Source organism: Janthinobacterium sp. HH102, assembly GCF_001758625.2.
In the GTDB taxonomy this organism is placed as follows: Bacteria; Pseudomonadota; Gammaproteobacteria; order Burkholderiales; family Burkholderiaceae_D; genus Janthinobacterium.
The window spans coordinates 3,024,583-3,048,247 of sequence record NZ_CP062062.1; the positions used below are offsets into that span (position 1 = coordinate 3,024,583).

21 protein-coding genes are annotated in these 23,665 nt (G+C 63.6%); 9 read left to right on the plus strand and 12 right to left on the minus strand.

The window, feature by feature from the left end; all coding sequences use genetic code 11:
• Positions 1-49: 49 nt before the first annotated feature.
• From JAB4_RS13910 to JAB4_RS13920, 3 genes are all read right to left on the minus strand, one after another.
• Positions 50-1,000, minus strand: coding sequence for a cation diffusion facilitator family transporter (locus tag JAB4_RS13910; protein ID WP_070221555.1), 951 nt, complete (start codon positions 998-1,000; stop codon positions 50-52).
• A gap of 116 nt (positions 1,001-1,116) precedes the next feature.
• Positions 1,117-1,992 carry a pirin family protein gene (locus JAB4_RS13915; RefSeq protein WP_070221554.1) on the minus strand — a complete coding sequence of 292 codons (876 nt, stop codon included), beginning with the start codon at positions 1,990-1,992 and terminating at the stop codon, positions 1,117-1,119.
• 68 nt (positions 1,993-2,060) lie between these two features.
• Positions 2,061-2,660, minus strand: coding sequence for an NAD(P)H-dependent oxidoreductase (locus tag JAB4_RS13920; protein WP_070221553.1), 600 nt, complete (start codon positions 2,658-2,660; stop codon positions 2,061-2,063).
• Between the two features lie 114 nt (positions 2,661-2,774).
• Between JAB4_RS13920 and JAB4_RS13925 the strand changes: the two genes are divergently transcribed.
• Entirely contained in the window at positions 2,775-3,680 is a 906-nt protein-coding gene (locus JAB4_RS13925; RefSeq protein ID WP_070221552.1) for a LysR family transcriptional regulator, read from the plus strand.
• 17 nt (positions 3,681-3,697) lie between these two features.
• On the opposite strand, the gene asd is transcribed toward JAB4_RS13925, so the two are convergent.
• On the minus strand, positions 3,698-4,546 hold the full coding sequence (asd, locus tag JAB4_RS13930; RefSeq protein ID WP_070221551.1) for an archaetidylserine decarboxylase: 849 nt from the start codon (positions 4,544-4,546) through the stop codon (positions 3,698-3,700).
• 381 nt (positions 4,547-4,927) lie between these two features.
• On the opposite strand from asd, the gene JAB4_RS13935 reads away from it, so the two are divergent.
• The 6 genes from JAB4_RS13935 to JAB4_RS13960 all read left to right on the plus strand — a co-directional run bounded on the left by JAB4_RS13935 (position 4,928) and on the right by JAB4_RS13960 (position 12,060).
• Positions 4,928-7,000: a TonB-dependent receptor gene (locus tag JAB4_RS13935; protein WP_070221584.1), complete on the plus strand. Its 2,073-nt coding sequence runs from the start codon at positions 4,928-4,930 to the stop codon at positions 6,998-7,000.
• Between the two features lie 119 nt (positions 7,001-7,119).
• The gene (locus tag JAB4_RS13940; protein ID WP_070221583.1) at positions 7,120-8,358 is read left to right on the plus strand and encodes a DEAD/DEAH box helicase; all 1,239 of its coding nucleotides are present in this window, start codon (positions 7,120-7,122) and stop codon (positions 8,356-8,358) included.
• 51 nt (positions 8,359-8,409) lie between these two features.
• Positions 8,410-9,027 (plus strand): LON peptidase substrate-binding domain-containing protein, encoded by a 618-nt coding sequence (locus tag JAB4_RS13945; RefSeq protein WP_070221550.1) that lies wholly within the window; start codon positions 8,410-8,412, stop codon positions 9,025-9,027.
• A gap of 141 nt (positions 9,028-9,168) precedes the next feature.
• Positions 9,169-9,912 carry a DNA-binding protein gene (locus tag JAB4_RS13950; protein WP_070221549.1) on the plus strand — a complete coding sequence of 248 codons (744 nt, stop codon included), beginning with the start codon at positions 9,169-9,171 and terminating at the stop codon, positions 9,910-9,912.
• Between the two features lie 173 nt (positions 9,913-10,085).
• Positions 10,086-11,033 (plus strand): cupin-like domain-containing protein, encoded by a 948-nt coding sequence (locus JAB4_RS13955; RefSeq protein ID WP_070221548.1) that lies wholly within the window; start codon positions 10,086-10,088, stop codon positions 11,031-11,033.
• 100 nt (positions 11,034-11,133) lie between these two features.
• Positions 11,134-12,060, plus strand: coding sequence for an ADP-ribosylglycohydrolase family protein (locus JAB4_RS13960; RefSeq protein WP_227742153.1), 927 nt, complete (start codon positions 11,134-11,136; stop codon positions 12,058-12,060).
• Here JAB4_RS13960 and JAB4_RS13965 read toward each other — a convergent pair.
• From JAB4_RS13965 to trpS, 4 genes are all read right to left on the minus strand, one after another.
• Positions 12,057-12,788, minus strand: coding sequence for a class I SAM-dependent methyltransferase (locus tag JAB4_RS13965; protein WP_070221547.1), 732 nt, complete (start codon positions 12,786-12,788; stop codon positions 12,057-12,059). The genes JAB4_RS13960 and JAB4_RS13965 overlap by 4 nt on opposite strands.
• Positions 12,785-14,026 (minus strand): voltage-gated chloride channel family protein, encoded by a 1,242-nt coding sequence (locus JAB4_RS13970; protein ID WP_070221546.1) that lies wholly within the window; start codon positions 14,024-14,026, stop codon positions 12,785-12,787. Before JAB4_RS13970 ends, JAB4_RS13965 begins: the two co-directional genes overlap by 4 nt.
• A gap of 35 nt (positions 14,027-14,061) precedes the next feature.
• Entirely contained in the window at positions 14,062-15,651 is a 1,590-nt protein-coding gene (locus tag JAB4_RS13975) for a pyridoxal-dependent decarboxylase (RefSeq protein ID WP_070221545.1), read from the minus strand.
• A 119-nt stretch (positions 15,652-15,770) separates the two neighbouring features.
• Positions 15,771-16,847 (minus strand): tryptophan--tRNA ligase, encoded by a 1,077-nt coding sequence (gene trpS, locus JAB4_RS13980; protein ID WP_227742154.1) that lies wholly within the window; start codon positions 16,845-16,847, stop codon positions 15,771-15,773.
• Between the two features lie 316 nt (positions 16,848-17,163).
• Here trpS and JAB4_RS13985 point away from each other — a divergent pair, with 316 nt between their 5' ends.
• Positions 17,164-19,107, plus strand: a complete 1,944-nt coding sequence (locus JAB4_RS13985; protein ID WP_070221544.1) for a CocE/NonD family hydrolase — start codon at positions 17,164-17,166, stop codon at positions 19,105-19,107.
• On the opposite strand, the gene JAB4_RS13990 is transcribed toward JAB4_RS13985, so the two are convergent.
• The 4 genes from JAB4_RS13990 to JAB4_RS14005 all read right to left on the minus strand — a co-directional run bounded on the left by JAB4_RS13990 (position 19,104) and on the right by JAB4_RS14005 (position 22,944).
• Positions 19,104-19,961, minus strand: coding sequence for a DMT family transporter (locus JAB4_RS13990; RefSeq protein WP_070221543.1), 858 nt, complete (start codon positions 19,959-19,961; stop codon positions 19,104-19,106). The two genes, JAB4_RS13985 and JAB4_RS13990, sit on opposite strands and share 4 nt — an antisense overlap.
• A 7-nt stretch (positions 19,962-19,968) precedes the next feature.
• Positions 19,969-20,790 carry a transporter substrate-binding domain-containing protein gene (locus JAB4_RS13995; RefSeq protein WP_070221542.1) on the minus strand — a complete coding sequence of 274 codons (822 nt, stop codon included), beginning with the start codon at positions 20,788-20,790 and terminating at the stop codon, positions 19,969-19,971.
• A gap of 100 nt (positions 20,791-20,890) precedes the next feature.
• Positions 20,891-22,174, minus strand: coding sequence for a TCR/Tet family MFS transporter (locus JAB4_RS14000; protein ID WP_070221580.1), 1,284 nt, complete (start codon positions 22,172-22,174; stop codon positions 20,891-20,893).
• A 119-nt stretch (positions 22,175-22,293) separates the two neighbouring features.
• A complete protein-coding gene (locus tag JAB4_RS14005; RefSeq protein ID WP_070221541.1) occupies positions 22,294-22,944 on the minus strand; it encodes an HD domain-containing protein in 651 nt (216 codons plus the stop codon).
• A gap of 179 nt (positions 22,945-23,123) precedes the next feature.
• Between JAB4_RS14005 and JAB4_RS14010 the strand changes: the two genes are divergently transcribed.
• Positions 23,124-23,660: an energy transducer TonB gene (locus JAB4_RS14010; protein ID WP_139142882.1), complete on the plus strand. Its 537-nt coding sequence runs from the start codon at positions 23,124-23,126 to the stop codon at positions 23,658-23,660.
• Positions 23,661-23,665: the final 5 nt, after the last annotated feature.

Below are 23,665 nucleotides of genomic sequence, written 5' to 3' on the forward strand. Positions count from 1 at the left end.
TGGGGTCAGACCCGGCGGGTCTGACCCCGGTCTTTGCCGTTGGGTTCAATTAATGCGTCTTGTCACCCTGATGCAGCCCCGCCATTGCCGCCGTCTCCGGCTGCAAAGTAATATGGTCGATGCCATGCTTGGCCAGCAACATCTTCTTGATCGCCCGCAAGACCTTCGGCCAATGGTCGAGGTGCTCGATTTCCACATGGCCGATCAGGGCCGGCTGGCCCGGCGACATGTCCCACACATGCAGATCGTGCACGGCAATCACGCCATCGACTTGTTCCACGTCCGTGCCCACTTCGATGTAGTCGATGTGCAGGGGCACGCCTTCCATCAGGAAGTGGTACGACTCCTTCAATACCCCGAACGTGGATTTCAGGATCAGCAGCGATACCAGCACGGACAGCAGCGGGTCGATCTGCATCCAGCCCGTAAAGTAAATTACGGCGCCCGCGACGATGGCGGCGACCGAGCCGAGCAAATCGCCCATCACGTGCACGAGGGCGGCGCGCGTGTTCACGCTTTGCTTGTCTTTCGACAGTACCCACGCCACCACCACGTTGATCGCCAGGCCGATGAAGGCGACGATGAAGACCATGCCGCCCTTGACGGGTTGCGGGGCGGAAAAGCGCAGCACGGCTTCATAGCAGATCCAGCCCACCACGCACAGCATGGCCAGGCCGTTGACGAAGGCGGCCAGCGCTTCGGCGCGGCCGAAGCCGAACGAGTGGCGCGGCGAGGGCGGGCGGCGGGCGATGATCTGCGCCAGCAGGGCCAGGCCCAGCGCGGCCGCGTCCGTGACCATGTGGCCCGCATCGGAAATCAGGGCCAGCGAATTGGACAGGAAGCCGGCCGCCACCTCGATGCCGGCAAATGACAGGGTCAGGCCCAGCGCCCACGCGAGGATGCTCTGGCTGCGGCCCTCGAAAGAGTGGGTGTGCTTGGCGTCGCCTTTCAGGTGGGCGTGCAAATGGGTGGCGTCGTGTTCGGTGTGGGTCGGCTGCATGGAATGCTTTGTTGAATGAGGTTGCCGCCAGTGTAATTGAAAAGCAACAACATAGTCGGCACGTAAAAAAACCTGCAGGCCTAAAGGCACTGCAGGTTTTTGCTGAGATACATCATTTACTGCGCGGCCGTCTCGCCAAACTTGCCTTCGCGGAAATCCTGTACGGCCTGGAATACTTCCGCCTGGGTATTCATGACAAACGGGCCATACTGCGCGATCGGCTCGTTCAAGGGCTGGCCGGCGACGAGGATCACGCGGCCGCCTTCCGGTGCCTCGATGCGCACGCCGTCGCTGCCCGGTGTGTTGGCGAAGATGGCCATGCGCAGGGCGGGCACGGCCTTGCCATCGACTCGCACTTCGCCGCGGAACGTGTACAGGAAGGCGTTATGGCCTGGCGGCAAGGGCTGCTCGAAGCTGCTGCCAGCTGGCAAGTCGATATCGAGGTACAGCGGTTCCGTCAATTCGCGCTGCACGGCGCCCGTCACGCCATGGCTCTCGCCGGCGATCACTTGCACGGCCACGCCTGCGTCCGTCGTGTAGCGGGGGATTTCGCTGCTCGTGAAATCGCGGTACCACGGCGTGCGCATCTTGTCGCGCGCGGGCAGGTTCAGCCACAGCTGAAAACCTTCCATCACGCCTTCTTCCTGCTCCGGCATTTCCGAATGGATCACGCCGCTGCCGGCCGTCATCCATTGCACGCCGCCCGACGTCAGCAAGCCTTCGTGGCCCGCGCTGTCCTTGTGGCGCATGCGCCCCGTGATCATGTACGACACCGTCTCGAAACCCCGGTGCGGATGCTCGGGGAAGCCGGCAATATAGTCGTTCGGCTTGTCGCTGGCAAAGTTGTCGAGCATCAAAAACGGGTCGAGACGGCGCTGCAGCTGCTGCGTGAGCACGCGGTTGATCTTCACGCCGGCGCCATCCATGACGGCCTGGCCGGAGATCACGCGCTCGACGGCGCGCGGTGTGTTGACGGTAGTGATGTCGCTCATTGTGTTCTCCAGTTGGGAAGAACGGCGCTCGTGCGCCGTCCCGGTTTGATGCCCATGAATCTTTGTACTTATACCAGGATCGCGTTGATCTCGGCATCGGCTTGCGCCTGTGCCTTGGCCACGGCTTCCGGACCCATGCCCATGCCTTCCGAATACACGTATTGCACGTCGGTCATGCCCAGGAAGCCGAACATGGTGTTCAGGTAAGGCACCTGGCTATCGTTGGCGCTATCGCGGTGCAAGCCGCCGCGGGACAGGCCCACGTAGACTTTCTTGCCGGTCAAGAGGCCCACGGGGCCGTTTTCCGTGTACTTGAAGGTGACGTTGGCACGGGCAATCGCGTCGAACCAGCTTTTCAGTTGCACGGTGATGCCGAAGTTGTACATCGGCGCGCCGATGACGATGACGTCGGCCGCTTGTACTTGCGCAATCAGCGCGTCGTCCAGGGCGATGCGGGCCGCCTGTTCCGGCGTGCGCTTGTCGGCCGGGGTGAACAGCGCTTGCAGGGTCGGCTCGTCGAGCACGGGGTGCGGTTGGGCAGCCAGGTCGCGGCGGGCCAGGGTGGCGCCGGGATTGGCCGCTTGTACGCGGGCAACGATGGCGTCAGCCAGGCGGGTCGAGGCGGAACCGGTGCTGCGGGCGCTGGAATTGATTTGCAGGATGTTCATCTTGTTTTCTCCGTTGTGAGGTGTCTTGCGATGGATGAACTATAGCAATTCCAAAAACCATCCGGAAGCCGTTAAAATGGATAACATTAATCCACCCATGGAACAATCAAAGCTATGGATATCGATCCCGGAGATTTATTGCTGTTCGCCCGCGTCGTCGAGTGCGGCAGTTTTTCGCGCGCCGCCGTGCGCGTGGACTTGCCCAAGTCGACCCTGTCGCGCCGCATCTCGCAGCTGGAAGCGAAGCTGGGCGAACGGCTGCTGCTGCGCACCACGCGCAAGCTGGCGCTGACGGAATTTGGCGCCAGCCTGCTCGAGCATGCGCGCAAGGTGGTCGAGGAAACGGAGGCGGCCGGCGCGCTGGCCCAGCACCGCCAGGCGGGACCCAGCGGCTTGCTGCGCATTTCCATGCCGGCCGACTTCGGCGACGCGCTGATGCGCCAGGTGCTGGCCGAATTCGTGCGCCGCTATCCGGCCATTTCGCTGGAACTGGACTTGTCGGCGCGCCGCGTGGATTTACTGGAAGAAAATTTCGACCTGGCCATCCGCATGGGCAACTTGCCCGACGACGCCAGCCTGTCCGCGCGCCGCGTGGCCTTCAGTACGCTGGCCTTGTATGCCTCGCCGCAATACACGAGCGTGCACGGCTTGCCCGAGCATCCCGACGATTTATATGGCCATGATTTGCTCAGCTTGCCACGGGCCGTGCATGGCCTCGTGCATTGGACTTTGATCCGCGGCAAGACGACGTGGGAGCGCGACTTGCCCGTGCGCTTGCTGGCAAACTCGCCGGAATTGCTGGTGCGCATGGCCTGCACGGGCGTGGGCATCGCGGCCAGCACGGACCGCTTCGCCAAGGCCTATGTGGCGACGGGGGAACTGGTGCGCGTGTTGCCGGAGTGGAGTTTCCCGCTGGTCACGGGCTGGGCCGTATTTCCCGGCCGGCGCCTGATGCCGGCCAAGACGCGGGCGTTTCTGGACTTGATGGAAGAGATGTATCGCACGGACGCGCCCGTGTAGGCGCGCATCCTGTTGGCTTAGCTGGGCACGTTGCCCATGACTTCGCCCAGTTGCACGGGGCCGGCCGGTTGCCAGTTGGCGTTGAATTGCACGGTGTCTTTCGGGAACAGCATCACGACGGTGGAACCGAGCAGGAAGCGGCCCAGCTCTTCGCCCTGTTTCAGCACCACATTGTCGTTGGCATAGCTCCAGTCGCGGATCTCGCCCGTGCGGGGCGGGTTGACGACGCCGTGCCAGACGGTGGCCATGCTGCCGACGATGGTGGCGCCCACCAGGGTCATGACGAAGGGGCCGTTGGCCGTGTCGAACACGCAGACGACGCGCTCGTTGCGGGCGAACAGGCCGGGAATGCCGCGCGCCGTCGTCGGGTTGACGGAGAACAATTCACCGGGCACATAAATCATGCGCGTCAAGCGGCCGTCGCACGGCATGTGGATGCGGTGGTAGTCGCGCGGGCTCAGGTACAGGTTGGCGAAGCTGCCATGTTCGAACTGGGCCGCCAAGGCCGCGTCGCCGCCCACCAGGGCCGTGGTGCTGAAGTTGTGGCCCTTGGCCTGGAAGATCTGGTCCTTGTCGATCTTGCCGAACTGGCTGATGCGGCCATCGACGGGGCAGATGTAGTCGGCCTTGGCCAGCGGACGGGCATCGGGGCGCAGCGCGCGCGTGAAAAAGTCGTTGAAGCTCGTGTAGTGCGTGATGTCCGGGTCCAGCGCCTCATCCATGTTGACGTTGTAACGGCCGACGAACCAGCGGATCAAACGCGTGGTCATGGCGCCGCCTTTGGCGCCGGCGATCCGGCCGGCAAAGTTGGTCAATGCTCCTTTTGGAAGCAGATATTGAGGCAGGACGGCAAGACGGTCAGACACGATGGGAAGCCTTTGACGGGGTGATGGGAACAATGGTGAAAACGCATTATAGCGGCGATGTGGCGCGCAATGATATGCGCCGTATGCAAGGGGACGTATCGCAGCCTGCCGCCGAATTTAATTTGCTATAGGAAATATTTTCGGGAAACTGTGCCAGTCAGAAAAAATTACAGCACAATACGGCGGCCTGTTTTTTAGCTTTCAGCCATTTTTATTCAGCCAACTTTTTTCAGTCAGGTCATGATGCCACGCCGTTGCCTCCGCCTCACCGTCCTTTGTTCCGCCGTTTTACTTGCATGGAATGCCCATGCCCAGCAATCCGAAACGCCGGCCGTTGATACCGCCGCCGTGCCGTTGAAGGCCGAAAAGGCTGAAAATCCCATGCAAACCGTCGAAGTCAAGGGCAGCGGCTACGATCCGCGCCGCGACGATACGGCCAGCAAGATGATCGTGGGCAGCGAGGAAATCCTCAAGTATGGCGACACGAACGTCACCGACGTGCTCAAACGCTTGCCCGGCATTACCGTGTCCGGCGCAGCCGGGCGCTCGGGCGGCGAAATCCGCATGCGCGGGCTGGGCAGCGGCTACACGCAGATATTGCTCAACGGCGAACGGGCGCCGGCCGGTTTTTCGCTCGACACCCTGTCGCCCGACGTGATCGAGCGCATCGAGATTTTGCATGCGGCCAGCGCCGAATACAGCACGCAGTCGATCGCCGGCACCATCAATGTGGTGCTCAAGAAAGCCGTGAAGACGGCGCAGCGCGAACTCAAGCTGGGTGTGCAGGGCAGCGACGTGAGCTTTTCGCCCAGCGTGAATCTGCAACTGTCTGACCGCGACGGCAATTTTTCATACTCGCTGGCCGGTTCGCTGTACCGCTACGACTACCATTACGACAATCCCGGCCTGGAACTGGGCTACGCGCCCGACGGCCGGCAAAACCTGCTGCGTCGCACGAACGGCACGGGCGATGGCCGCCCGGAAGGCATCAATCTGTCGCCGCGCCTGAACTGGGTGCTGGCCAACGGCGACAACGTGACGGCGCAATTCTTTTTCAACGGCGGGCGCTCGAACCACCGCAATTTCAGCCGCGCGGAAACAGAACTGGGCTTGCGCCCCGATTACGACACCAACGCGGGCAGCTCCAGCAACCACAATGCCTTCGGCCGCAGCGACTTGACGTGGATGCACAAGCTGGGCGGCGGCGCCAAACTGGAACTGAAAATCGGCGCCTCGGCCGCCCGCAATACGTCCGACAGCCTGCAGCAAGGCTTTATCGACGGCGGCGGCCTGGCGCTCGAGCGCAAGGTGGGCGTGAAGGCGACGGAAAACGGCGTCAGTTCCACCGGCAAGTATTCCTCGCCCCTGCTGCCCGGCCATGCCCTGTCGATGGGCTGGGATGGCGCCTACACGGAGCGCGAGGAAACGCGCCGGCAGCGCGAAGCGGCCCTGGGCGTGCGTCCGCCCGTCAACAGCGACGAGGGTTTCGACGCCACCATCAAGCGCCTGGCGCTGTACGTGCAGGATGAATGGGAAATCACGCCGCGCTGGTCCATGTATGCGGGCGTGCGCTGGGAAGGCATCGATACGCGCAGCGCGGGCGATACCTACGACGAAGTGAACCAGCGTACCAGCGTGTGGAGCCCGCTGCTGCAAACCCTGTGGAAGTTGCCCGATACCAAGGGCGACCAGGTGCGCCTTGCCCTGACGCGCACCTACAAGGCGCAGCCGACGTCGAGCCTGATTCCGCGCCGCAATACCTCGACGAATAACAGCCAGACGGACCCTGACCGCGAAGGCAATCCTTACCTGAAACCGGAGCTGGCGCTGGGCATCGACGCTTCCTACGAGCATTACTGGGCCGAAGGCGCCTTGCTCAGCGCGCGCGCCTCGGCCCGCCGTATCGATGGTTATACGCGCCAGGGTTTGCTGTTTATCAATGAGCGCTGGGTCTCCACGCCCGTCAACGATGGCCGCGCCAATACGCAGACACTGGAACTGGAAGCGAAGTTCCCGCTGCGCGCCGTGCTGGCCGCGCCCGTGCCGGCCATCGACCTGCGCGCCAGCGTCAGCCGCAACTGGTCGCAAGTGGAGCAGGTGCCGGGGCCAAACAACCGGCTCGACCAGCAAACGCCCGTCAGCGGCAACGTTGGCCTCGACTACAAGACGCCGGACGGCGTCTTGACCACGGGCGGCAGCTTCAACTTCCGCAATGGCGGCCCCGTGCGCATCACCGAGCGCCAGAGCGCCTATACGTCGCCGCGGCGCGACCTCGACATTTATGCGCTGTGGAAATTCGATGCGAAGAACCAGCTGCGCCTGGCCGTGTCGAACCTGCTGGCGCAAGACTTCGAAAGCGATACCATCTATGCGGACGCCAGCGGAACCATCGTGCGCAACAGCATCTCGCCGAGCTCGCCGCAGGCGCGCGCCACCCTGGAAATGAAGTTCTGATGGCGATGTTCTCGCGCTGAAAACCCCGGCCGGCATCCCCGCTGGCCTATAATCTCGGCAATTGCGCGCGCGGCCAGCCCGTGCGCGCCGCCTTTTCATTTGCCAAGATTGCTTTCCCCATGACGTTTTCCTCCCTCGGCCTGATCGATCCCCTGGCCCGCAAACTCGATGAGCTCGGCTATGCCAAGCCCACGCCCGTGCAGGCACAGGCAATCCCGGCCGTGCTGGCCGGGCGCGACCTGATGGCCGCCGCCCAGACGGGCACGGGCAAGACGGCGGGCTTTGCCGTGCCGCTGCTGCAGCGCCTGACCCTGGAAGGCGTGGTGGCGCCGCAATGCGTGCGCGTGCTGGTGCTGGTGCCCACGCGCGAGCTGGCCGAGCAAGTCTATGCCAGCTTCCGCAGCTATGGCGGCAACTTGCCGCTGCGCAGCTTTGTCGCCTATGGCGGCGTGCCCATCGAGCCGCAGATCAGCAAGCTGCGCAAGGGCCTCGACGTGCTGGTGGCCACGCCGGGCCGTTTGCTGGACTTGCAGACGCAGGGCGCCGTCAAGTTCGAGCAGGTGCAGACGCTGGTGCTGGATGAGGCGGACCGCATGCTGGACCTCGGCTTCGAGCGCGAACTCGATATCTTGCTGATGACGATGCCCAAGCAGCGCCAGACCCTGCTGTTCTCGGCCACCTTCTCGGACGCCATCCGCGCCATGGCGAAAACCATGCTGAAGGACCCCGTGTCGGTGGAAGTGAGCGCGCGCAACAGCACGGTGAAAGCCGTCAAGCAGTCGGTGATCGTGTGCGACAAGAAACGCAAGCCGGAACTGTTCTTGCACTTGCTGAAGAAAAAGCGCTGGGGCCAGGTCCTCGTCTTCGTCAAAACGCGCAAGGGCGTCGAGCTGCTGGTGAACACCTTGCTGGAGCAGGGCGTGCGCGCCGATTCCATCCACGGCGACAAGACGCAGCCGAACCGCTTGCGCGCGCTGGCCCGTTTCAAATCTGCCGAGGTGCAGGTGCTGGTGGCCACCGACGTGGCCGCCCGTGGCCTCGACATCGACCAGTTGCCCGTCGTCGTCAATTTCGACTTGCCCACCGTGGCGGAAGACTATATCCACCGCATCGGCCGCACGGGCCGCGCGGGCGCCTCGGGCGAAGCCATTTCCCTCGTCTGCGCCGACGAAGTCGAATTGCTGTCGGCCGTTGAAGCGCTGACGCGGCAAACCCTCAAACGCAACGAGGAGCCTGGTTTTGAGGCGGAACACCGCGTGCCGGGCACATCCGCTGGCGGCACGATTCAGAAAAAGATCGTGAAAGTGCTGGCGCCGAAGGCGGCGGAGCGGGCGAAAAAGCGCCGTTTTTATAAGTAAAGGACGCACAAGGCGCGCAGCACGGATATCGCATTCGTGCCATCATGCGCCATGACCTCGATACCTTTGTTCCCGCTCAATACGGTGCTGTATCCCGATGGCTATCTGCCCCTGCAGATCTGCGAGGTGCGCTACCTGGACATGATACGTCAGTGCATCATGGGAGAGCAGCCGTTCGGCGTGGTGCAGCTGCTGGACGGCGCGGAAGTGCGCAAGCCGGGCCAGCTGGAAACCCTGGCGCCCGTGGGTACCCTGGCGCGCGTCATCGACTGGGCCGCGCCCTTGTCGGGCTTGCTGCAAATCAAATGCATGGGCATGCAGCGCTTTCATATCGTCTCCAGCGAACAGCTGAAAAACGGCTTGTGGATGGCGCAGGTCGAAACCTTGCCGCCCGATAAAACCATTCCCATCCCCCAGGAGCAGCAGAACGTGGCCGACGCACTCGGTGCCCTGATCCGCACCTTGCAGGAGCAAAAGATTCCGCCCGATCAAATGCCCCTGCAGCCGCCGTACCGCCTCGACGAGTGCGGCTGGGTGGCGAACCGCTGGTGCGAGCTGCTGTCCCTGAGCGCCATGCAAAAGCAATTGCTGCTGAGCCAGGACAATCCCGTGCTGCGCCTGGAACTGGTGCAGGATATGCTCACTGAAAACGGCTTGCTGGAAGAGTAGACACGCCAGCCCGCATGTTTTCTCGCGCTTCCGTTGTGCAATTGCAATTTCTATTGAGAAATACTTTACGCTTTGCCGCCGCTGGCATAAGATAATGCCCCTGGGCAAGATTGCCCTGGGCAACATTCAAGAGCAGACGACATGGCAAAAGTAAGCGCGGAACAGATCAATGCGGCAATGGAATCGATGGCGGGTGAAGGCCAGGCCATCACGGTGCGCGCCTTGCGCGAACGGCTCGGCAACGCTGCCTGCCTGGGCACCATCAGCAAGCTCTTGCAGCGTCGCAAGGCGGGCGCGCAGCGCCAGATCGCTGCCGCCGCCGAACTTTCGCCCGTGCTGCAGCAAGCCATCCTCGATTATGTAGGGCAGGAATTAAGCGCCAGCCACAGCGCGCATGAAGCCGAGATGAACGACAATCAACAGGAATTGATGGACCTGGCCAGCGAGAACGAGCGCCAGCAAGAGTTGCTCGACTTGCAGGCGGGCGAGCTGGAAACCTTGCGCGAGGAACTCGAGCGCGAGCGGCAGGTGGCGAATCAGGCTAGAACGGACCTGGCCAAGGCGCAGCTGCGCCTGGAAGGCTTGCCGCGCCTGGAAGAGGCGGCCGAGCAGGCGCGCATGGACCTGGCCAAGGCGCAGTTCAAGCTCGAAGGCATCCCGCGCCTGGAAGAGGCCGCCGAAGCGGCGCGCGCGGAACTGATCCAGGCCCAGCTGAAGCTGGAAAGCCTGACGCGCGTGGAAACGGAACTGGCGGCCGCGCGCCTGGAACTGGAAGCGGAACGCGAAGAGCTGGGCGAAACGCGCGCCGAGCTGGACGAAGAACGCACCTTGCGCATCAAGGCGCAGCAGTTTATCGTCGATCCGATCTTCAAAACACCTGTCTGAGGACGCCTGGCCTAAGCTGCTGCGCGTCGGTATAGGTAGCTCGCGACGGTTTTGTCAGGTGTCGATACGTCGGGGGAATATGTCATGCGGGCCTTGCTGGCTTAAAATGGCGCACTGTTGCGCCATGCCATGCCATGCCATGCCATGTGACGCCTTGATCGCAAAGAAGGTTTATGTCTGTAGAAAAAGAAGTACCGCTCCCGCTTGCGGCCGCCCCCATCGCGCCGCGCGCGCTGCCGCCCCGGCCGGCAGCCGAATTCAGCTCGCCCGAAGCGGCCCTGGCACGCAAGCTGGCGCGCGAAGACAAGGATGCGCAGGTGCGCGGCGTTACGTCCATCGACGCCATGCGCGAGGCCATCAAGCGGGCGGCGCGTGACTTGCCCGCCATTACCGAAGTGCCGCGCCTGGCCATGCTGGACGCCGCCGCCTTTCGTGCGCGCGCCGCGCTGGGCTTGCCCTTCCTGATGCGCGGGCTGGTGCGGCGCTGGCCTTTGTCGGCATTGGGGCCAGAGGTCTTGCGCGAACGGTTCAGCCACGTGCCCGTGCGCGCGCGGGTGGGCGACTATATCAATACGGCGTTCGCGGCCGACCGCGCCATGCAAGACATGTCGATGGGGCAATATCTGGATATGGTGGAAGAAGGGGCGCACGCGTTGCCGCCGTACCTGGGCAATCTGGAATTGCGCGAGCTGAACCGCCTGTGCCACTGGCCCACGTATTTCGACAAGATGGGCCCGCCGCGCTTCTGGGTGGGGCCGGCCGGCACGGTGACGCCATTGCATTGCGATTACGACGATAATATTTTCGCGCAAGTGTGGGGCCGCAAGCGCATCTTCCTGGCGCCGCCGCACCACGATGTCTTCCTGTACCCCAGCGAAGCGAACGCCATCCTGTTCGGTTCGCCGTTCGACCCGGAAGCACCCGATTTCCAGCGCTTTCCCCTGGCGCGCCAGGCAACCATGATCGAATGCCTCGTCGAGCCGGGCGACATGCTGTACGTGCCCGCCGGCTGGTACCACCAGGTGCGCGCGCTGACGTTTTCGCTGTCGTCGAACCGCTGGGCCAGGGCCATGCCGCTGGCCCTGCATGGCGGAGCGGCGCTGCGGCGTACGGAGGCCTGATCTTATGGCGCGATGGCCAGTGCCGGCAGGCGCAGCGCGGCACCTCGTGCTGGCAGTGGAAACCGGATGAGTGTGGCCAGCCAGGAATCCACGGAGAATCATGATGACCTCAACTTTGCACAAACCAACCTTGCACAAGCGCTATCTGGGCGCCTTGCTGGGGCTTGCCTGCGGCGATGCCGTCGGTACCACAGTGGAATTTTCTCCGCGCGGCAGCTTTGCGCCGGTGACGGGCATGACTGGTGGCGGTCCGTTCGGCTTGCAGCCGGGACAATGGACCGACGATACGTCGATGGCGCTGTGCCTGGCCGAAAGCCTGGTCCAGAAAGGGGCGTTCGATGCGGCGGACCAGATGGTGCGGTACTTGAACTGGTGGCAATGGGGCTACCTGAGTTCCACCGGCACCTGCTTCGATATCGGCGGCACGGTAAGGAGCGCGCTGGCCAGTTTCCAGGAGACGGGCAATCCCTGGAGCGGCTCCGCCGCGCCTGACACGGCGGGCAATGGGTCGCTCATGCGCCTGGTCCCCGTCGTGCTGTTTGCCTATCCCGATGCCGAAGCGGCCATGGCCTGCGCTGCCGACAGTTCCCGCACCACTCACGCGGCGCCGGAAGCCGTCGAAAGCTGCCAGCTGCTCGCCGCCTTGCTGTGCAGCGCGCTGGCGGGCACGGCGAAAGACGCGCTGCTGGACAGCATTGCGTTCCGGCCTGCGGAACCGAAGCTGGTGGAGCTGGCCAGCGGCAGTTTCCTCGCCAAAACGGAGCAGCAGATACGCGGCACCGGTTATTGCGTGGAATCGCTGGAAGCGGCGCTCTGGTGCTTCTTCCATACCGACTCACTGGAAGCGGCGGTATTGCGCGCTGTCAATCTGGGCGAAGATGCCGATACGACCGGCGCCATCGTCGGCCAGCTTGCCGGCGCCTATTATGGCGCCCAGGCGATTCCCCCGCTATGGCTGGATGCGCTGGCCATGCGCCGCGATATCGAGGAACTGGCGGGCAAATTGTTCGAGCGGGCTAGGGACTAGCGCAGGCTGCAGCCCACCAGCAGCAGCATCGGCCGCTCGCGCTCTTCCGCCAGGGCCGGCTGCTGCGCCACCTGCGCATCTGTCGGCCCCCATTCTTCCACGTGTTCCAGCTGGAAATCCGCTTGCAGCAGCGCATTGATGGTCGTGCCCAGGGTGCGGTGCTGCTTGATCACGCCGGGCGCCAGCCAGTCCGACACGCGCGGACCTTGCTGCTGGTAGCTGTCGACGGGCCAGCGCTTGCGGCCCTGTCCATCCGTCAGCCAGCCCGGCTGGCGCGGCGCCATGAAAATCGGGTGCTCGATGGAAAACACCAGCTTGCCGCCCGGCTTCAAGCCGTGGCGGATGGCGGCCAGCAAGGTGGCGAAACCTTCGACGTAGTGCAAGGCCAGCGAGCTATAGACGAGGTCGTAGCCGGCTGGCGGCAAGGCCAGTTGTTCCAGATCAAGCCGGGCATAGCTGACAGCTGCATGTTCTCCCATGCCGCCTGCCTGCGCCAGCATCTTTTCCGACACGTCCACGCCCAATACCCGCGCCGCGCCCTGTTCTGCCGCCCAGCGGCAGAACCAGCCATAGCCGCAACCCAGGTCGAGTACTTGCTTGCCTTGTACGTCTGGCAGCATGGCGCGCAGGGCCGGCCATTCGGGCGCGCTGTCGAGGCCGCCGATGGAGCGGGGCAGCTGGCTGTAGGCCGTGAAAAAGGCGTCGTTGTCGTAGATATTTTGGGTCATGGTTCAAGATCCTGATGGGCGCTGCGCTTGGCATGGCCGCCCCGCTGCGCCCGGTAAATGCCAGCGTGGCCGGAAAACAGGTAGGCCACGACGCAGGCGATGGCTGCGTACACGCCGATCTCGGCGCCGAACAGCTCCATCGCCATCAGGGTCGAGGCGATCGGCGTGTTGGCGGCGCCGGCGAATACGGCGACGAAGCCGATGGCGGCCAGCAGAGCGAAGGGCTGGTGCAGTACAGGCCCCAGCGCATTGCCCAGGGTCGCGCCGATGAAGAACAATGGCGTCACTTCACCGCCCTTGAAACTGGTGCCCAATGACACGATGGTGAACGCCATCTTGCCGAGGAAATCGTATGCAGGCAGCGGTTCCTTGAGCGCGTCGACGATGGTGGGAATGCCCAGGCCGATATATTTGTCGGTGCCCAGCAGCCACACGGCGAGCGCGACGGCGAGGCCGCCCGCCAGCGGGCGCAGCGGCGCGTAGGCGATCTTGCGCTTCATCAGTGCGCTCAAGCCGTGCGTGACGTGCGCAAACACCTTACCGGTCACGCCGAACAGCACGCCCGCGACCACCATGGCGGATAAAGTCCAGGCGGAGAGGGCGGGGATCAAAGGCACGGCGTAATGCGTATGCTGGACGCCCCACAGCAAGCCTACCTGGTCGGCGATGACGGCGGCAGCCAGGCAGGGCAGCATGGCTTCGTAGCGCAAGCGGCCGATGGCCAGCACTTCCAGGCCGAAGATGGTGCCCGCCAGCGGCGTGCCGAAGACGGAGGCAAAGCCGGCGCTGATGCCGGCCATCAGGATGATGCGGCGGTCTTCATTGTTCAGGCGAAACATGCGCGTGAGCTGGTCGGCCAGCGCGCCGCCCATCTGCACGGCCGTGCCTTCGCGTCCGACGGAGGCGCCGAACAGATGCGAGATGACGGTGGCGCCCAGCACCAGCGGCGCCATGCGCAGCGGAATGATTTTTTTCGGATCGTGGATTTCATCGATGAGCAGATTCGCGCCGCCCTCGACACTGCTGCCGTAGCGCAGATATAGCCAGCCGACGGCAAAGCCGGCCACGGGCAGCAGCCAGATCAGCCAGGCGTGCGCCAGGCGCGTCGCGGTTGCCCATTCAAGGGCGAACAGGAAACCGGCCGAGGCGGTGCCAGCCAGCACGGCCACGACAAAGGCCAGCAGCAGCCATTTCAAAAGATGCTGCAGCAGATCGGTGAGGGCGCTCAGGCGGTGCATCGGTCATCCAGTCATGGGCGATGGGTGGGTGTTTCTTACAGGCCCAGTTCCGCCACCAGCGCCTGGCCGATGGCCCGCTGTTCGGCCAAAATGGCGCGCAGGTGGTGGGGGCGCGTCTTGACGTTCGTCATGACCACGCGCAATACATTCGTCGGGCCAGGGTAGCGCGTCGATTCCAGGACCGTGCGCGACACAAAACTGTGGCCTTGCGCCTTTTGCCGGTTTTGCAGCTTGGCGTTCAAGGTGTTCAGTTGCTTGTTCAGCTCGGTCGCCGCCTCGACCTGTCCGCCGGCTAGCAGGCTGTCCATGCGCTGGCGCAAGGGCGCGGGCACGTAGCGGTAGGTGAGAATGAAGGTGTCGGAGCGCGTGACGAGTTCGAAATCCTGCTGGTCGGCCAACAAGTCCTGCAACTGGCCGGACAGGGTGGCCGCCTGCTGCAGCAAGGTCGTGTAGCCGGACACGCCCAGCACCTTGAACGAGGTCCACAGTTTCAAGGCGTCGAAGCGGCGCGAGCCTTCCAGCGAGGTCTGGCCCAGGTCGCCCGAGTTATCGCGCAGGATGTAGTTGGCGTTGTGCTTCAGCAGGTTCAGGCTGGCGCCATCCTTGAACAGCACCATGCTTTGCGCCATCGGCACCCACAGCAATTTATGCCCGTCGATGACGACGGAGTCGGCCAGGGCGATGCCGTCGTACAGGGGGCGGTACTGTTCCGCGATCAAGAGCGCGCCGCCCCAGGCCGCATCTACGTGGAACCAGATGCCTTCCCGCGCGGCAATGGCCGCCATGGCGGCCAGCGGGTCGATGGCGCCCGTTTCCGTCGTGCCGGCGATGCCGATCATGGCGACGACCTTGATCTTGCGCGATTTCAAATCGGCAATCGTCGCTTCCAGCGCGGTGACGTCGATGCGGTTGTCGCGGTCGACGGCCACCAGGTGCAGGGCGTTTTCGCCGAGGCCCAGGGTCGCCAGCGCCTTTTTCACGGAATAATGGCTGCGGGCCGAACCGATCACGGCCAGTCCCGCGTAGCCGGATTCTTGCATGGCGGCAAACAGACCGCGTTTGCGCGTGCCGGGCAATTGTTTTTCCAGTGCCACGGCCAGCGCCGTCAGGTTGCCCATGGTGCCGCCATTGACGACATTGCCCAGCGCGCCGCTGGTGGCGGCCATGGCCTGCGCGTAGACGGCGTCCGGCTGCTGGTACACCTGGCGGTGCAGCCAGCCCAGGATCTGCTTTTCGATCAGGGTCGATACGTACGCCGTCTCGATCTTGACCTGGTTCTGGTTAAGGGTGGCCGTAAACGCTTCGGCCAGCACGCTGATCCAGGGCAAGGCCTGCGTCATGTGGCCGATGTATTGCGGATGGTTCAGCTGGGCCGTATTGGCCAGCACGGTGGTGTCGAGCTCCTGCAGGAAATCCGTTATGGGCATGCCATGCGCGGGCAGGCAGGTATCGGACAGCTGCGTCAGCAGTTCCGCGTACGGCGTGTGCGGATACGGTTCGGCGCGTTCGGCCGCCAGCCAGCCGCCCAGCATGTGCAAGGCCTGCTGCAAGGGCGCGGGTGCCTGCTGTAGCGCATCGATGGAAAAATGCTGCTGCAGCAGTTGTTCGATAGGGGTCTCGGTCATGGCGCGTTGTCTTCTCTACGGATTGCTGGTGCCACGGTGACAAACGAATTGCGCCCAGGCGGAAGCGGGATTTTACCCGACTCCGCCTGGGCGCATCAGTTTGCTATTGCTGCGGGCGATCAGAAGTAGTTGAGGCCCAGCGCCGACTTGACTTCGTCGGCCGTGCGGGCCGCCACTTCGCGCGCCTTGAAGGTGCCTTCCTTGAGCATCTGGATGACCTGGCCCTTGTCTTTGGCGAACTCTTCGCGGCGGGCGCGGATCGGCGCCAGCATTTCCTGCAAGACCACATCCAGGCGCTTCTTGACGATGCTGTCGCCCAGGCCGCCGCGCACGTAATGGGCTTTCATTTCGGCCAGTGCCGCTTTTTCCGGATCGAACGCGTCCAGGTAAGTAAACGCGATGTTGCCTTCCAGGTGGCCCGGGTCTTCCACGCGCAGGTGCAGCGGGTCCGTATAAACTTTTTTCACGGCAGCCGTGATTTCGGCCGGGGTCGCGCCCAGGTTGATGGTGTTGCCCAGCGACTTGCTCATCTTCGCCTTGCCGTCGATGCCGGGCAGGCGGCCGATGTCCGGCACCAGCGCCTTGCATTCCATCAGCACTTCGCGGTTGTACATGCGGTTGAAGCGGCGCACGATTTCATTCGTTTGCTCGATCATCGGGATCTGGTCTTCGCCCACGGGCACCACGCCCGCCTTGAATGCCGTGATGTCGGCCGCCTGGCTGGCCGGGTAGGTCAAGAAACCGGCTGGAATGTCGCGCTCGAAGCCGCGCAGGCGGATTTCTTCCTTGACGGTGGGATTGCGCTCGAGGCGCGCCACGGTGACGATGTTCAGGTAGTAAAAGGTCAGCTCGGCCAGTTCCGGAATCTGCGACTGGATGAAGACCGTGGTCTTGCTCGGGTCGATGCCGACGGCCAGGTAGTCGAGCGCCACTTCGACGACGTTGCGGTGCACCTTGTCGATGTCTTCCATATTGTCCGTCAGCGCTTGCGCGTCGGCCAGCATGATGAATTGCTTGTAGCTGTTCTGGTAGCGGACGCGGTCGCGCAGGCTGCCCACGTAGTGACCCAGGTGCAGGGGGCCGGTCGGGCGGTCGCCCGTCAGGATCACGGATTGCGAAGCGATGGCAGCGGGCGACAGCGGTGCTGCCGGTGCGTCGTGCTGGTCTTGGGTATCTGGGGTGTTAGGCAAGCTCATCAAGTTTCCTTTTGAGCCGCCTGCATCGGGGATGATCCAGGCTGAGCCTGTTACGCCACCGATCGAGGCGGCGTGGATCAAATTCACATCACTGTAGAGTGGCCGCGCGAAAGTGAGCGGGACCACCAATTCAAGCAGGCGTGTTGTGACGGGATAAATTTCATGGCGTTATGGTTGCAGTTCGGACGCGTTCTGTCAAGTTGCGTGCCCATATATCTGCTGCGCTGCGTCAGAGGCTAGCCTATTGTGGAACTTGCTTTCCGGGTACTATTGCCATTCGGCCACTTTTGCGTGGCATGAATCATTGGAGAACAGTATGCGCGTGTCGTCCCCCGTCCGGCTCACCGGCCTGGCTTTTGTTATCAGTTCCTTGTTTGCAGTACCGGCGATGGCGCAAACGCCGCCGATGACGCCCGATATCGGCGCCAAGCTGGTGCTGCCCGATATGAATGATTACGTCAAGCGCGTGGTGATGATCCCCATGCGCGACGGCGTCAAGCTGTACACGGTGATCGTCGTGCCGAAAGACGCCAAGCGGGCGCCCATCATGCTCACGCGCACGCCGTACAACGCGGCGCGCCGCGCCCAGCGCGCCACCAGCGCCAGCATGCTGGCCACCTTGCCGCAGGGCGACGACACCCTGGTGGAAAACGGCTACATCCGCGTGTTCCAGGACGTGCGCGGCAAGCATGGCTCGGAAGGCGATTACGTGATGACGCGCCCCGTGCGCGGCCCGCTGAACAATACCAAGGTCGATAACGTGACCGATGCGTGGGACACCATCGAGTGGCTGTCGAAAAATATTCCGGAAAGCAATGGCAAAGTGGGCATGCTCGGTTCCTCATATGAGGGACATACGGTGCTGATGGCCCTGGTCGATCCGCATCCGGCGCTGAAGGTGGCCATTCCCATGAGCGCCATGGTCGACGGCTGGCGCGGCGACGACTGGTTCCATAACGGCGCCTTCCGCATGCCGAGCTTGTCTTACCTGGCGTGGCAAACGAGCGTGCGCGGCAGCGGTGAGGCGCCCGTGCTGGGCGTCTACGACGACTACGACGCGTATCTGCGCATCGGCTCGGCCGGTGATTTCGCGAAGAAATTTGGCATCGACAAGCTGACCTATACGAAAAAGCTGTTCGAGCATCCGGCTTACGACAGTTACTGGCAAGAACAGGCGCTCGATAAAATCCTGGCCAAGCGTCCGCTGATCGTGCCCACCATGCACGTGGTGGGGCAGTGGGACCAGGAAGACATCTATGGCCCCTACGCCACCTACGCGGCGATGGAAGGGCGCGACAAGCACAACAACCTCAATTACCTGGCCATCGGCCCGTGGCGTCACAGCGGCGTCAACTATGACGGTTCCAGCCTGGGCGCCCTGAAGTTTGACGGCGATACGGCGCGCCAGTTCCGCGAAAAAGTCATGCAGCCATTCCTCAATCAATACCTGAAGGATGGCGCGCCGGAAGCGAACACGGCGCCCGTCGTGTCCTATCAGAGCGGCACCAACCAGTGGCAGCGCCTGCAGCAGTGGCCGCTCTCCTGCGAGACGTGCGACACCAAGCTGACGCCGATCTACCTGCAGGACGGTTCCAGGCTGGGCTTTGCGGCGCCATCGGGCGCTGCGGATGCGGCGCAAGGCGCGTTCGACGAATACGTGGCCGATCCCGCCAAACCCGTGCCTTTCGTGCCCCGTCCCGTGCGCCTCGGCGATGCCGACGTGTGGAAACCATGGCTGGTCAGCGACCAGCGCGGCTATGCGGACCGCACGGACGTGCTCAGCTATGTTTCGGAACCGTTGAAAACGGCCGTGCGCATCGCCGGCGCGCCGATGGTCAACCTGTTCGCGGCCACCAGCGGCACGGATGCCGACTGGGTGGTGAAACTGATCGACGTGTATCCGGACGAAGTACCGTCGCAGCCGGCCATGGGCGGCTACCAGCTGGGCGTGGCCATGGATATCTTCCGCGGCCGTTACCGCGACAGCTTCGAGCACCCGACACCGATACCGGCGGGCAAAGTGGAGCGCTACCGCTTCGCCTTGCCGAACGCGAATCATGTCTTCCTGCCCGGTCACCGCATTGCCGTGCAAGTACAGTCGAGCTGGTTCCCGCTGTACGACCGCAACCCGCAAAACTACGTGCCGAACATCTTCCTGGCCGACCCGGGCCATTATAGAAAGGCGACGCAGCGCGTGTACCACGCGGCAGGGGCGGCCAGCGCCATCGAGTTGCCTATCGCGCCGCTCGACGCCCGCTAGGCGATGCGCATCAAGACTGCTCCCGCCGCGATCAGGCCGATGGCCAGGTAGCGGCGGGGGCTGATTTTTTCGCGCAGGAACAGGGCCGCAATGGCGATGGCGAACAGGATCGACGTTTCGCGCAGGGCCGCGATGGCGGCTACGGGCGCCTGCGTCATGGCCCACAGGGCCAGTCCATACGAGGCCAGGGTGCCGAAACCGCCGAGCGCGGCCAAACGCCATTGCGTTTGCGCATAGGCAAGCAGGCCGGCGCGGCGGCGCAGCACCGTCCACAGCAGCAGCCCGGTTCCGTTCAAGACGAAAATCCACATCGTGTAGGCGGCCGGCGCGCCGGACAGGCGCACGCCGATGCCGTCGATCAGGGTATAGCTGGCGATGACGCAGGCGTTGCCCAGTGCAAAGGCGGTGGCGCGTCCCGTGTTTTTCGCGGCGATGGCCGTGGCGGGCCCGCGCGCGGCAATATACAGGCCGAGGATGCCCGCGCAGATGCAGGCGATGGCGCCCATTTGCATGGAAGACAGGCGTTCGCCGATCAGCGGCCAGCTGGCCAGCGCCACGATCAGCGGGGCGCTGCCGCGCATCAGCGGGTAGGCGTGGCTCATGTCGCCCGCCTTGTAGGCGGCCGCCAGCAGAGAATAATAGGCAAGCTGCGCCACGGCCGAGGCGGCCACGTAGGGCCAGCTGGCGGGCGCGGGAGCATCGACGAAGGGCAGGATTGCCAGCGAGATCAGGGCCGCGCCAGCGGAGACGAGCACGGTCGTGAGGAAGGTATCCTTGCCCGACTTGACGATGGCATTCCAGCTGGCATGCAGCAGGGCGGCAAACAGGACGACGGCGACGACGAAACCGGACATGCAGGCCTTAGCGCGGGCGTATGCTCTGCGACAACAGTTCCTGGCGGTGATGGCGCTGGAAGCCTTCCATCAGGGTGCCCGAGCGGCTGGCTTTTTCCAGCAGTTCGCGCAGGGCCGCCTGGTCATCCGCCGTCAGCGACTTGCGCGACAGGTAGACGCCGCTCATGCCCCACGGCAATTCCGGCAAGGCTTCCAGACGCAGGCGGTCGGCCAGGCCATACACGCGCGCATCGTTTTGCGCCACGCCGGCCAGGATGGTGGGGCTCATGATGGTGGCGTCGATGAAGCCGCTTTGCATCAGGCGCGCCACGGACAGCGCATCGACCTCGTAGAACAGGCGGCCCTGGCTGCTCAGTTCCTTGGCCAGCGCCTGGTAAGAGGCGCCATAGTCGTAGCCGCGCACGAGCGCCACGCGCAAGTCGCGCCGCTCGATCAGTTCCTGCATGGTGTTGATGGGCGCGCGTGCGCCTTGCAGCGAGATCAGCAGGGGCCGGTTGCCCATCAAGGGGATGAACAGGCCGTGCTGGTCGCGCCGCGGCGTGCTGCTGGCGGGAATCAGCATATCGGCCTTGCCCGCCTCAAACATCGCCTCCAGGCGCGCCCGGGGCACGGCCGTGAAGATGAAATTGCAGCCCAGCTTGGCGCCCATGCTACGCAGCAAGTCGGGGTAGATGCCGCCGATGGCGGCGCCATTGACCACCACGCTGGCGCCGATGGCCGAGACGGGCACCTGGATGTCGCGCGAGCATTGCGCGCCCGCCAGGGTCGGCAGCGCCAGCGCCAGCATGGCCACGGTCCGGCGCCAGGCGCTGGAATAAAAGTCAGTCATACCCATCCTTGCTCACCATCGAATCGCGGGCGTCGGCAACGTCCGCTTGATTATCCCATTCTCGCCTATTTATTTCTCAAATGCAATATTATCCTGCCGACTACTTTGTGGTGGAAACCGCAAGTCTGGCCAGGCGCTGCGCCTGGAAGTAGCGCCAGGCCACCACGATGCCCAAGGTTTGCATGATGGCGCACAGATAGAAGGTGCTGCCGATGCGCCAGTCCTGTGCTGGCAAGTGGCTCAACTCGCCGAGGATCATGCTGCCGAGCAAAGGCATGATGATGATGCCCAGGCTGCTGATCGATTGCAGGGAGCCCATCAGTTCACCCTGTTCGCCGGCGTTCGATGATTTCGAGATGATGCCCTGCAGGGCCGGACCGGCGGCAAAGGCCAGCAGGTTGCACAGGATCAGCGCGTACATCATCCAGCCTTGCGTGGCCAGGCCGTACAGCAGGTAGGTGAGGGCGCCCGAAGCCATGCCCAGCAGTGACAAACGCACTTCGCCGAAGCGCTTGATGAGGATGCCCAGCAAGCCCGCCTGCACGACGGCCGCGCACAGGCCCACGCAGAACATGGCGATGCCGTTCTGGCGCGGCGTCCAGTCGAAGCGGAAATGCGTGTACAGCACCCAGGTGGTGTTGAGCATCATCTGCGCAAACGTCATCAGGCCGAAGGCCAGCACCAGGCCGCGGATCTCCACGCGGCGCACCAGTTTCAGCAGGGCGGCAAACGGATTGATGCGCGCCCAGGTAAAGGACGCGCGGGGACCGGGCTGCAGCGATTCGGGCACGCAGAAATAGCCGTAGAGGAAATTGGCCGCCGACAGGCCGGCCGCCACGTAAAACGGCAGGCGCAGATTGACCTCGCCCAGCAGGCCGCCCAGCATGGGCCCGCAGATGAAGCCCAGGCCGAAGGCGGCGCCGATCTTGCCGAAACTCTTGGCACGGTTGTCGTGCGTGGAAATATCGGAGGCGTAGGCGGACGCGACCGACATGCTGGCCGACGAGACGCCGCCGATGATGCGGCCGATGAACAGGCAGGCCAGGTTCGGCGCCCAGCCCGTGGCGAGAAAGTTGATGCCCATGCCGGCCATCGAGTACAGCAGCACGGGACGGCGTCCCACGCGGTCGCTGATGGCGCCCAGCATGGGCATGAAGATGAACTGCAGCAAGCCGAAGACGGCCGCCATGATGCCGTACCAGAATGCCTGCGCATCCTTGCCGTCGACAAAGTCGCCGATCAGGATGGGCAGCACGGGCACCACCAGGCCGATGCCCAGCATGTCGATGAAGACGCAGACGAGGATGAAATTGAGATTGCCGGCGCGCGCGGGCGCGGCGGGCGAGGACGGGGAATGGCTGTCGGGGCTGGTTTTATCGGACATGCATGCTTTCGGCGCGTTGGCATCGCGCCGGCGCGTTACAGGATGCTGCTGACGCGCGGCGCGATAGCTGAGGCTTGCATTATAGACAGCATGCGCGTTGCTGGCTATCGCCGCCAAGCTTATGCGCCCATTCCCCATTCGTCGGCAAAGGCGGCGCGGAAATCCGTCAGCACGGCCAGGCGCTGTTCGGCCAGCGCGCGGCCCGCCGCCGTCTGCATCTTGCCGGGCAGCTTGTCGAGCTTGGTGACGATATGGTCGAGTGCGTAGGCCTTGTCGTCGAGCGGGCGATGCGCTGCCAGCGGATCCGTGCCATGCGCCAGCGCGCTATCCATGCGCGCAGCCGTGTAGAACAGGCGCGCCAGTCCCACGGCGCCCAGCGCGTCGATACGGTCGGCATCCTGCACGATCTGCGCTTCGATCGTGTGCGGCGTCAAGTTGGCGGAAAAACTGTGCGTCTCGATGGCGTGGGCCACGCCGGCCAGTTTTTCTGGTGGAAAATCCAGTTCGGCCAGCTGGCGGCAAGCCAGCGCGGCCGCCTGGCGCGAGGCCAGATGGCGCTCGGGGTGGTTTTTCGGCAGGTTGATCAGGTCGTGCAGGTAGCACGCTGCTATCACGGTGAGGGCGTCGGCCTGCGCATATTCCTGCAGCAGAACGCTGGCATTGCGCCAGACGCGGTGCAGGTGGTTGATGTCGTGGGCGCTGTCATCGCCCAGGCCGGCCGAGGCCAGCGCCAGCAGGCGTGGCTGCCATTGGGAAAGCAAAGAATGCATGGTTCACCATCATAAAAAGCGGGGGGCGCCAGTGTGGCATAAAACGTGCGCACGCAACTATCCATTGCTCTAATGGTATTTGCTTTTTTATTTACTTCTGAGCAGAATGCGCGTCTTGGGGTTTTATTGCCCATCAGATATTTTTTTAAAACAATCATTCCACATTGAAAAGGATGCTCATGCACCGTTATTGGCTGATAGTCGGTTTGTTACTTGCCTGCGGTCACGCGGCCACCTGGGCCCAGGAAGCTCCCCGCTATACCTTGACAGAGGATATGGCGCAAACAGGCACAGTCATTAAACACAAGGGTGTGAAGGCCGGTATTCCCTTGAATTACAGCTATGCGCAACTCAGTGCGGAGCAGAAGCTTGCCGTACGGGATCAGTACGAAGGCATGCCGGCCACAGACGAGCCTCCCTATCCGCTCAAGGGCTTAGCACCTTTCTTGCGTGAAGTGTACGCGGCGCAGCGCATCTTGCAGGTGCGGGGCCAACTGGTGCTGGCGGTGCAGGTAAATAGCAAGGGGGAAGGCAAGGAAGTGGCCATCTTCGAGTCTCCGGACGACAAGATGGCGAACTTCGCCGCGGCTGCCGCCATCAAGCAGCGCTACAAGCCGGGGCTGTGCGGCGGCGTGCCTTGCACCATGGATTTTGTGTATACCGTGACATTCAACCTGCCGTCGAACGAGGAGGGCGGGGAGAGGGCGGCACCATAGCGGCT

Coding starts and splice junctions, on each gene's coding strand:
- JAB4_RS13975 (WP_070221545.1), bottom strand. CDS start 15,651: ATGACCGAGACCCCTATCGAACAACTGCTGCAGCAGCATTTTTCCATC.
- JAB4_RS13910 (WP_070221555.1), bottom strand. CDS start 1,000: ATGCAGCCGACCCACACCGAACACGACGCCACCCATTTGCACGCCCAC.
- JAB4_RS13990 (WP_070221543.1), bottom strand. CDS start 19,961: ATGTCCGGTTTCGTCGTCGCCGTCGTCCTGTTTGCCGCCCTGCTGCAT.
- JAB4_RS13945 (WP_070221550.1), top strand. CDS start 8,410: ATGACCTCGATACCTTTGTTCCCGCTCAATACGGTGCTGTATCCCGAT.
- JAB4_RS14005 (WP_070221541.1), bottom strand. CDS start 22,944: ATGCATTCTTTGCTTTCCCAATGGCAGCCACGCCTGCTGGCGCTGGCC.
- JAB4_RS13940 (WP_070221583.1), top strand. CDS start 7,120: ATGACGTTTTCCTCCCTCGGCCTGATCGATCCCCTGGCCCGCAAACTC.
- JAB4_RS14000 (WP_070221580.1), bottom strand. CDS start 22,174: ATGTCCGATAAAACCAGCCCCGACAGCCATTCCCCGTCCTCGCCCGCC.
- trpS (WP_227742154.1), bottom strand. CDS start 16,847: ATGAGCTTGCCTAACACCCCAGATACCCAAGACCAGCACGACGCACCG.
- JAB4_RS13995 (WP_070221542.1), bottom strand. CDS start 20,790: ATGACTGACTTTTATTCCAGCGCCTGGCGCCGGACCGTGGCCATGCTG.
- JAB4_RS13970 (WP_070221546.1), bottom strand. CDS start 14,026: ATGCACCGCCTGAGCGCCCTCACCGATCTGCTGCAGCATCTTTTGAAA.
- JAB4_RS13935 (WP_070221584.1), top strand. CDS start 4,928: ATGCAAACCGTCGAAGTCAAGGGCAGCGGCTACGATCCGCGCCGCGAC.
- JAB4_RS13955 (WP_070221548.1), top strand. CDS start 10,086: ATGTCTGTAGAAAAAGAAGTACCGCTCCCGCTTGCGGCCGCCCCCATC.
- JAB4_RS13915 (WP_070221554.1), bottom strand. CDS start 1,992: ATGAGCGACATCACTACCGTCAACACACCGCGCGCCGTCGAGCGCGTG.
- JAB4_RS13965 (WP_070221547.1), bottom strand. CDS start 12,788: ATGACCCAAAATATCTACGACAACGACGCCTTTTTCACGGCCTACAGC.
- JAB4_RS13960 (WP_227742153.1), top strand. CDS start 11,134: ATGATGACCTCAACTTTGCACAAACCAACCTTGCACAAGCGCTATCTG.
- JAB4_RS13920 (WP_070221553.1), bottom strand. CDS start 2,660: ATGAACATCCTGCAAATCAATTCCAGCGCCCGCAGCACCGGTTCCGCC.
- JAB4_RS13925 (WP_070221552.1), top strand. CDS start 2,775: ATGGATATCGATCCCGGAGATTTATTGCTGTTCGCCCGCGTCGTCGAG.
- JAB4_RS13985 (WP_070221544.1), top strand. CDS start 17,164: ATGCGCGTGTCGTCCCCCGTCCGGCTCACCGGCCTGGCTTTTGTTATC.
- JAB4_RS14010 (WP_139142882.1), top strand. CDS start 23,124: ATGCACCGTTATTGGCTGATAGTCGGTTTGTTACTTGCCTGCGGTCAC.
- JAB4_RS13950 (WP_070221549.1), top strand. CDS start 9,169: ATGGCAAAAGTAAGCGCGGAACAGATCAATGCGGCAATGGAATCGATG.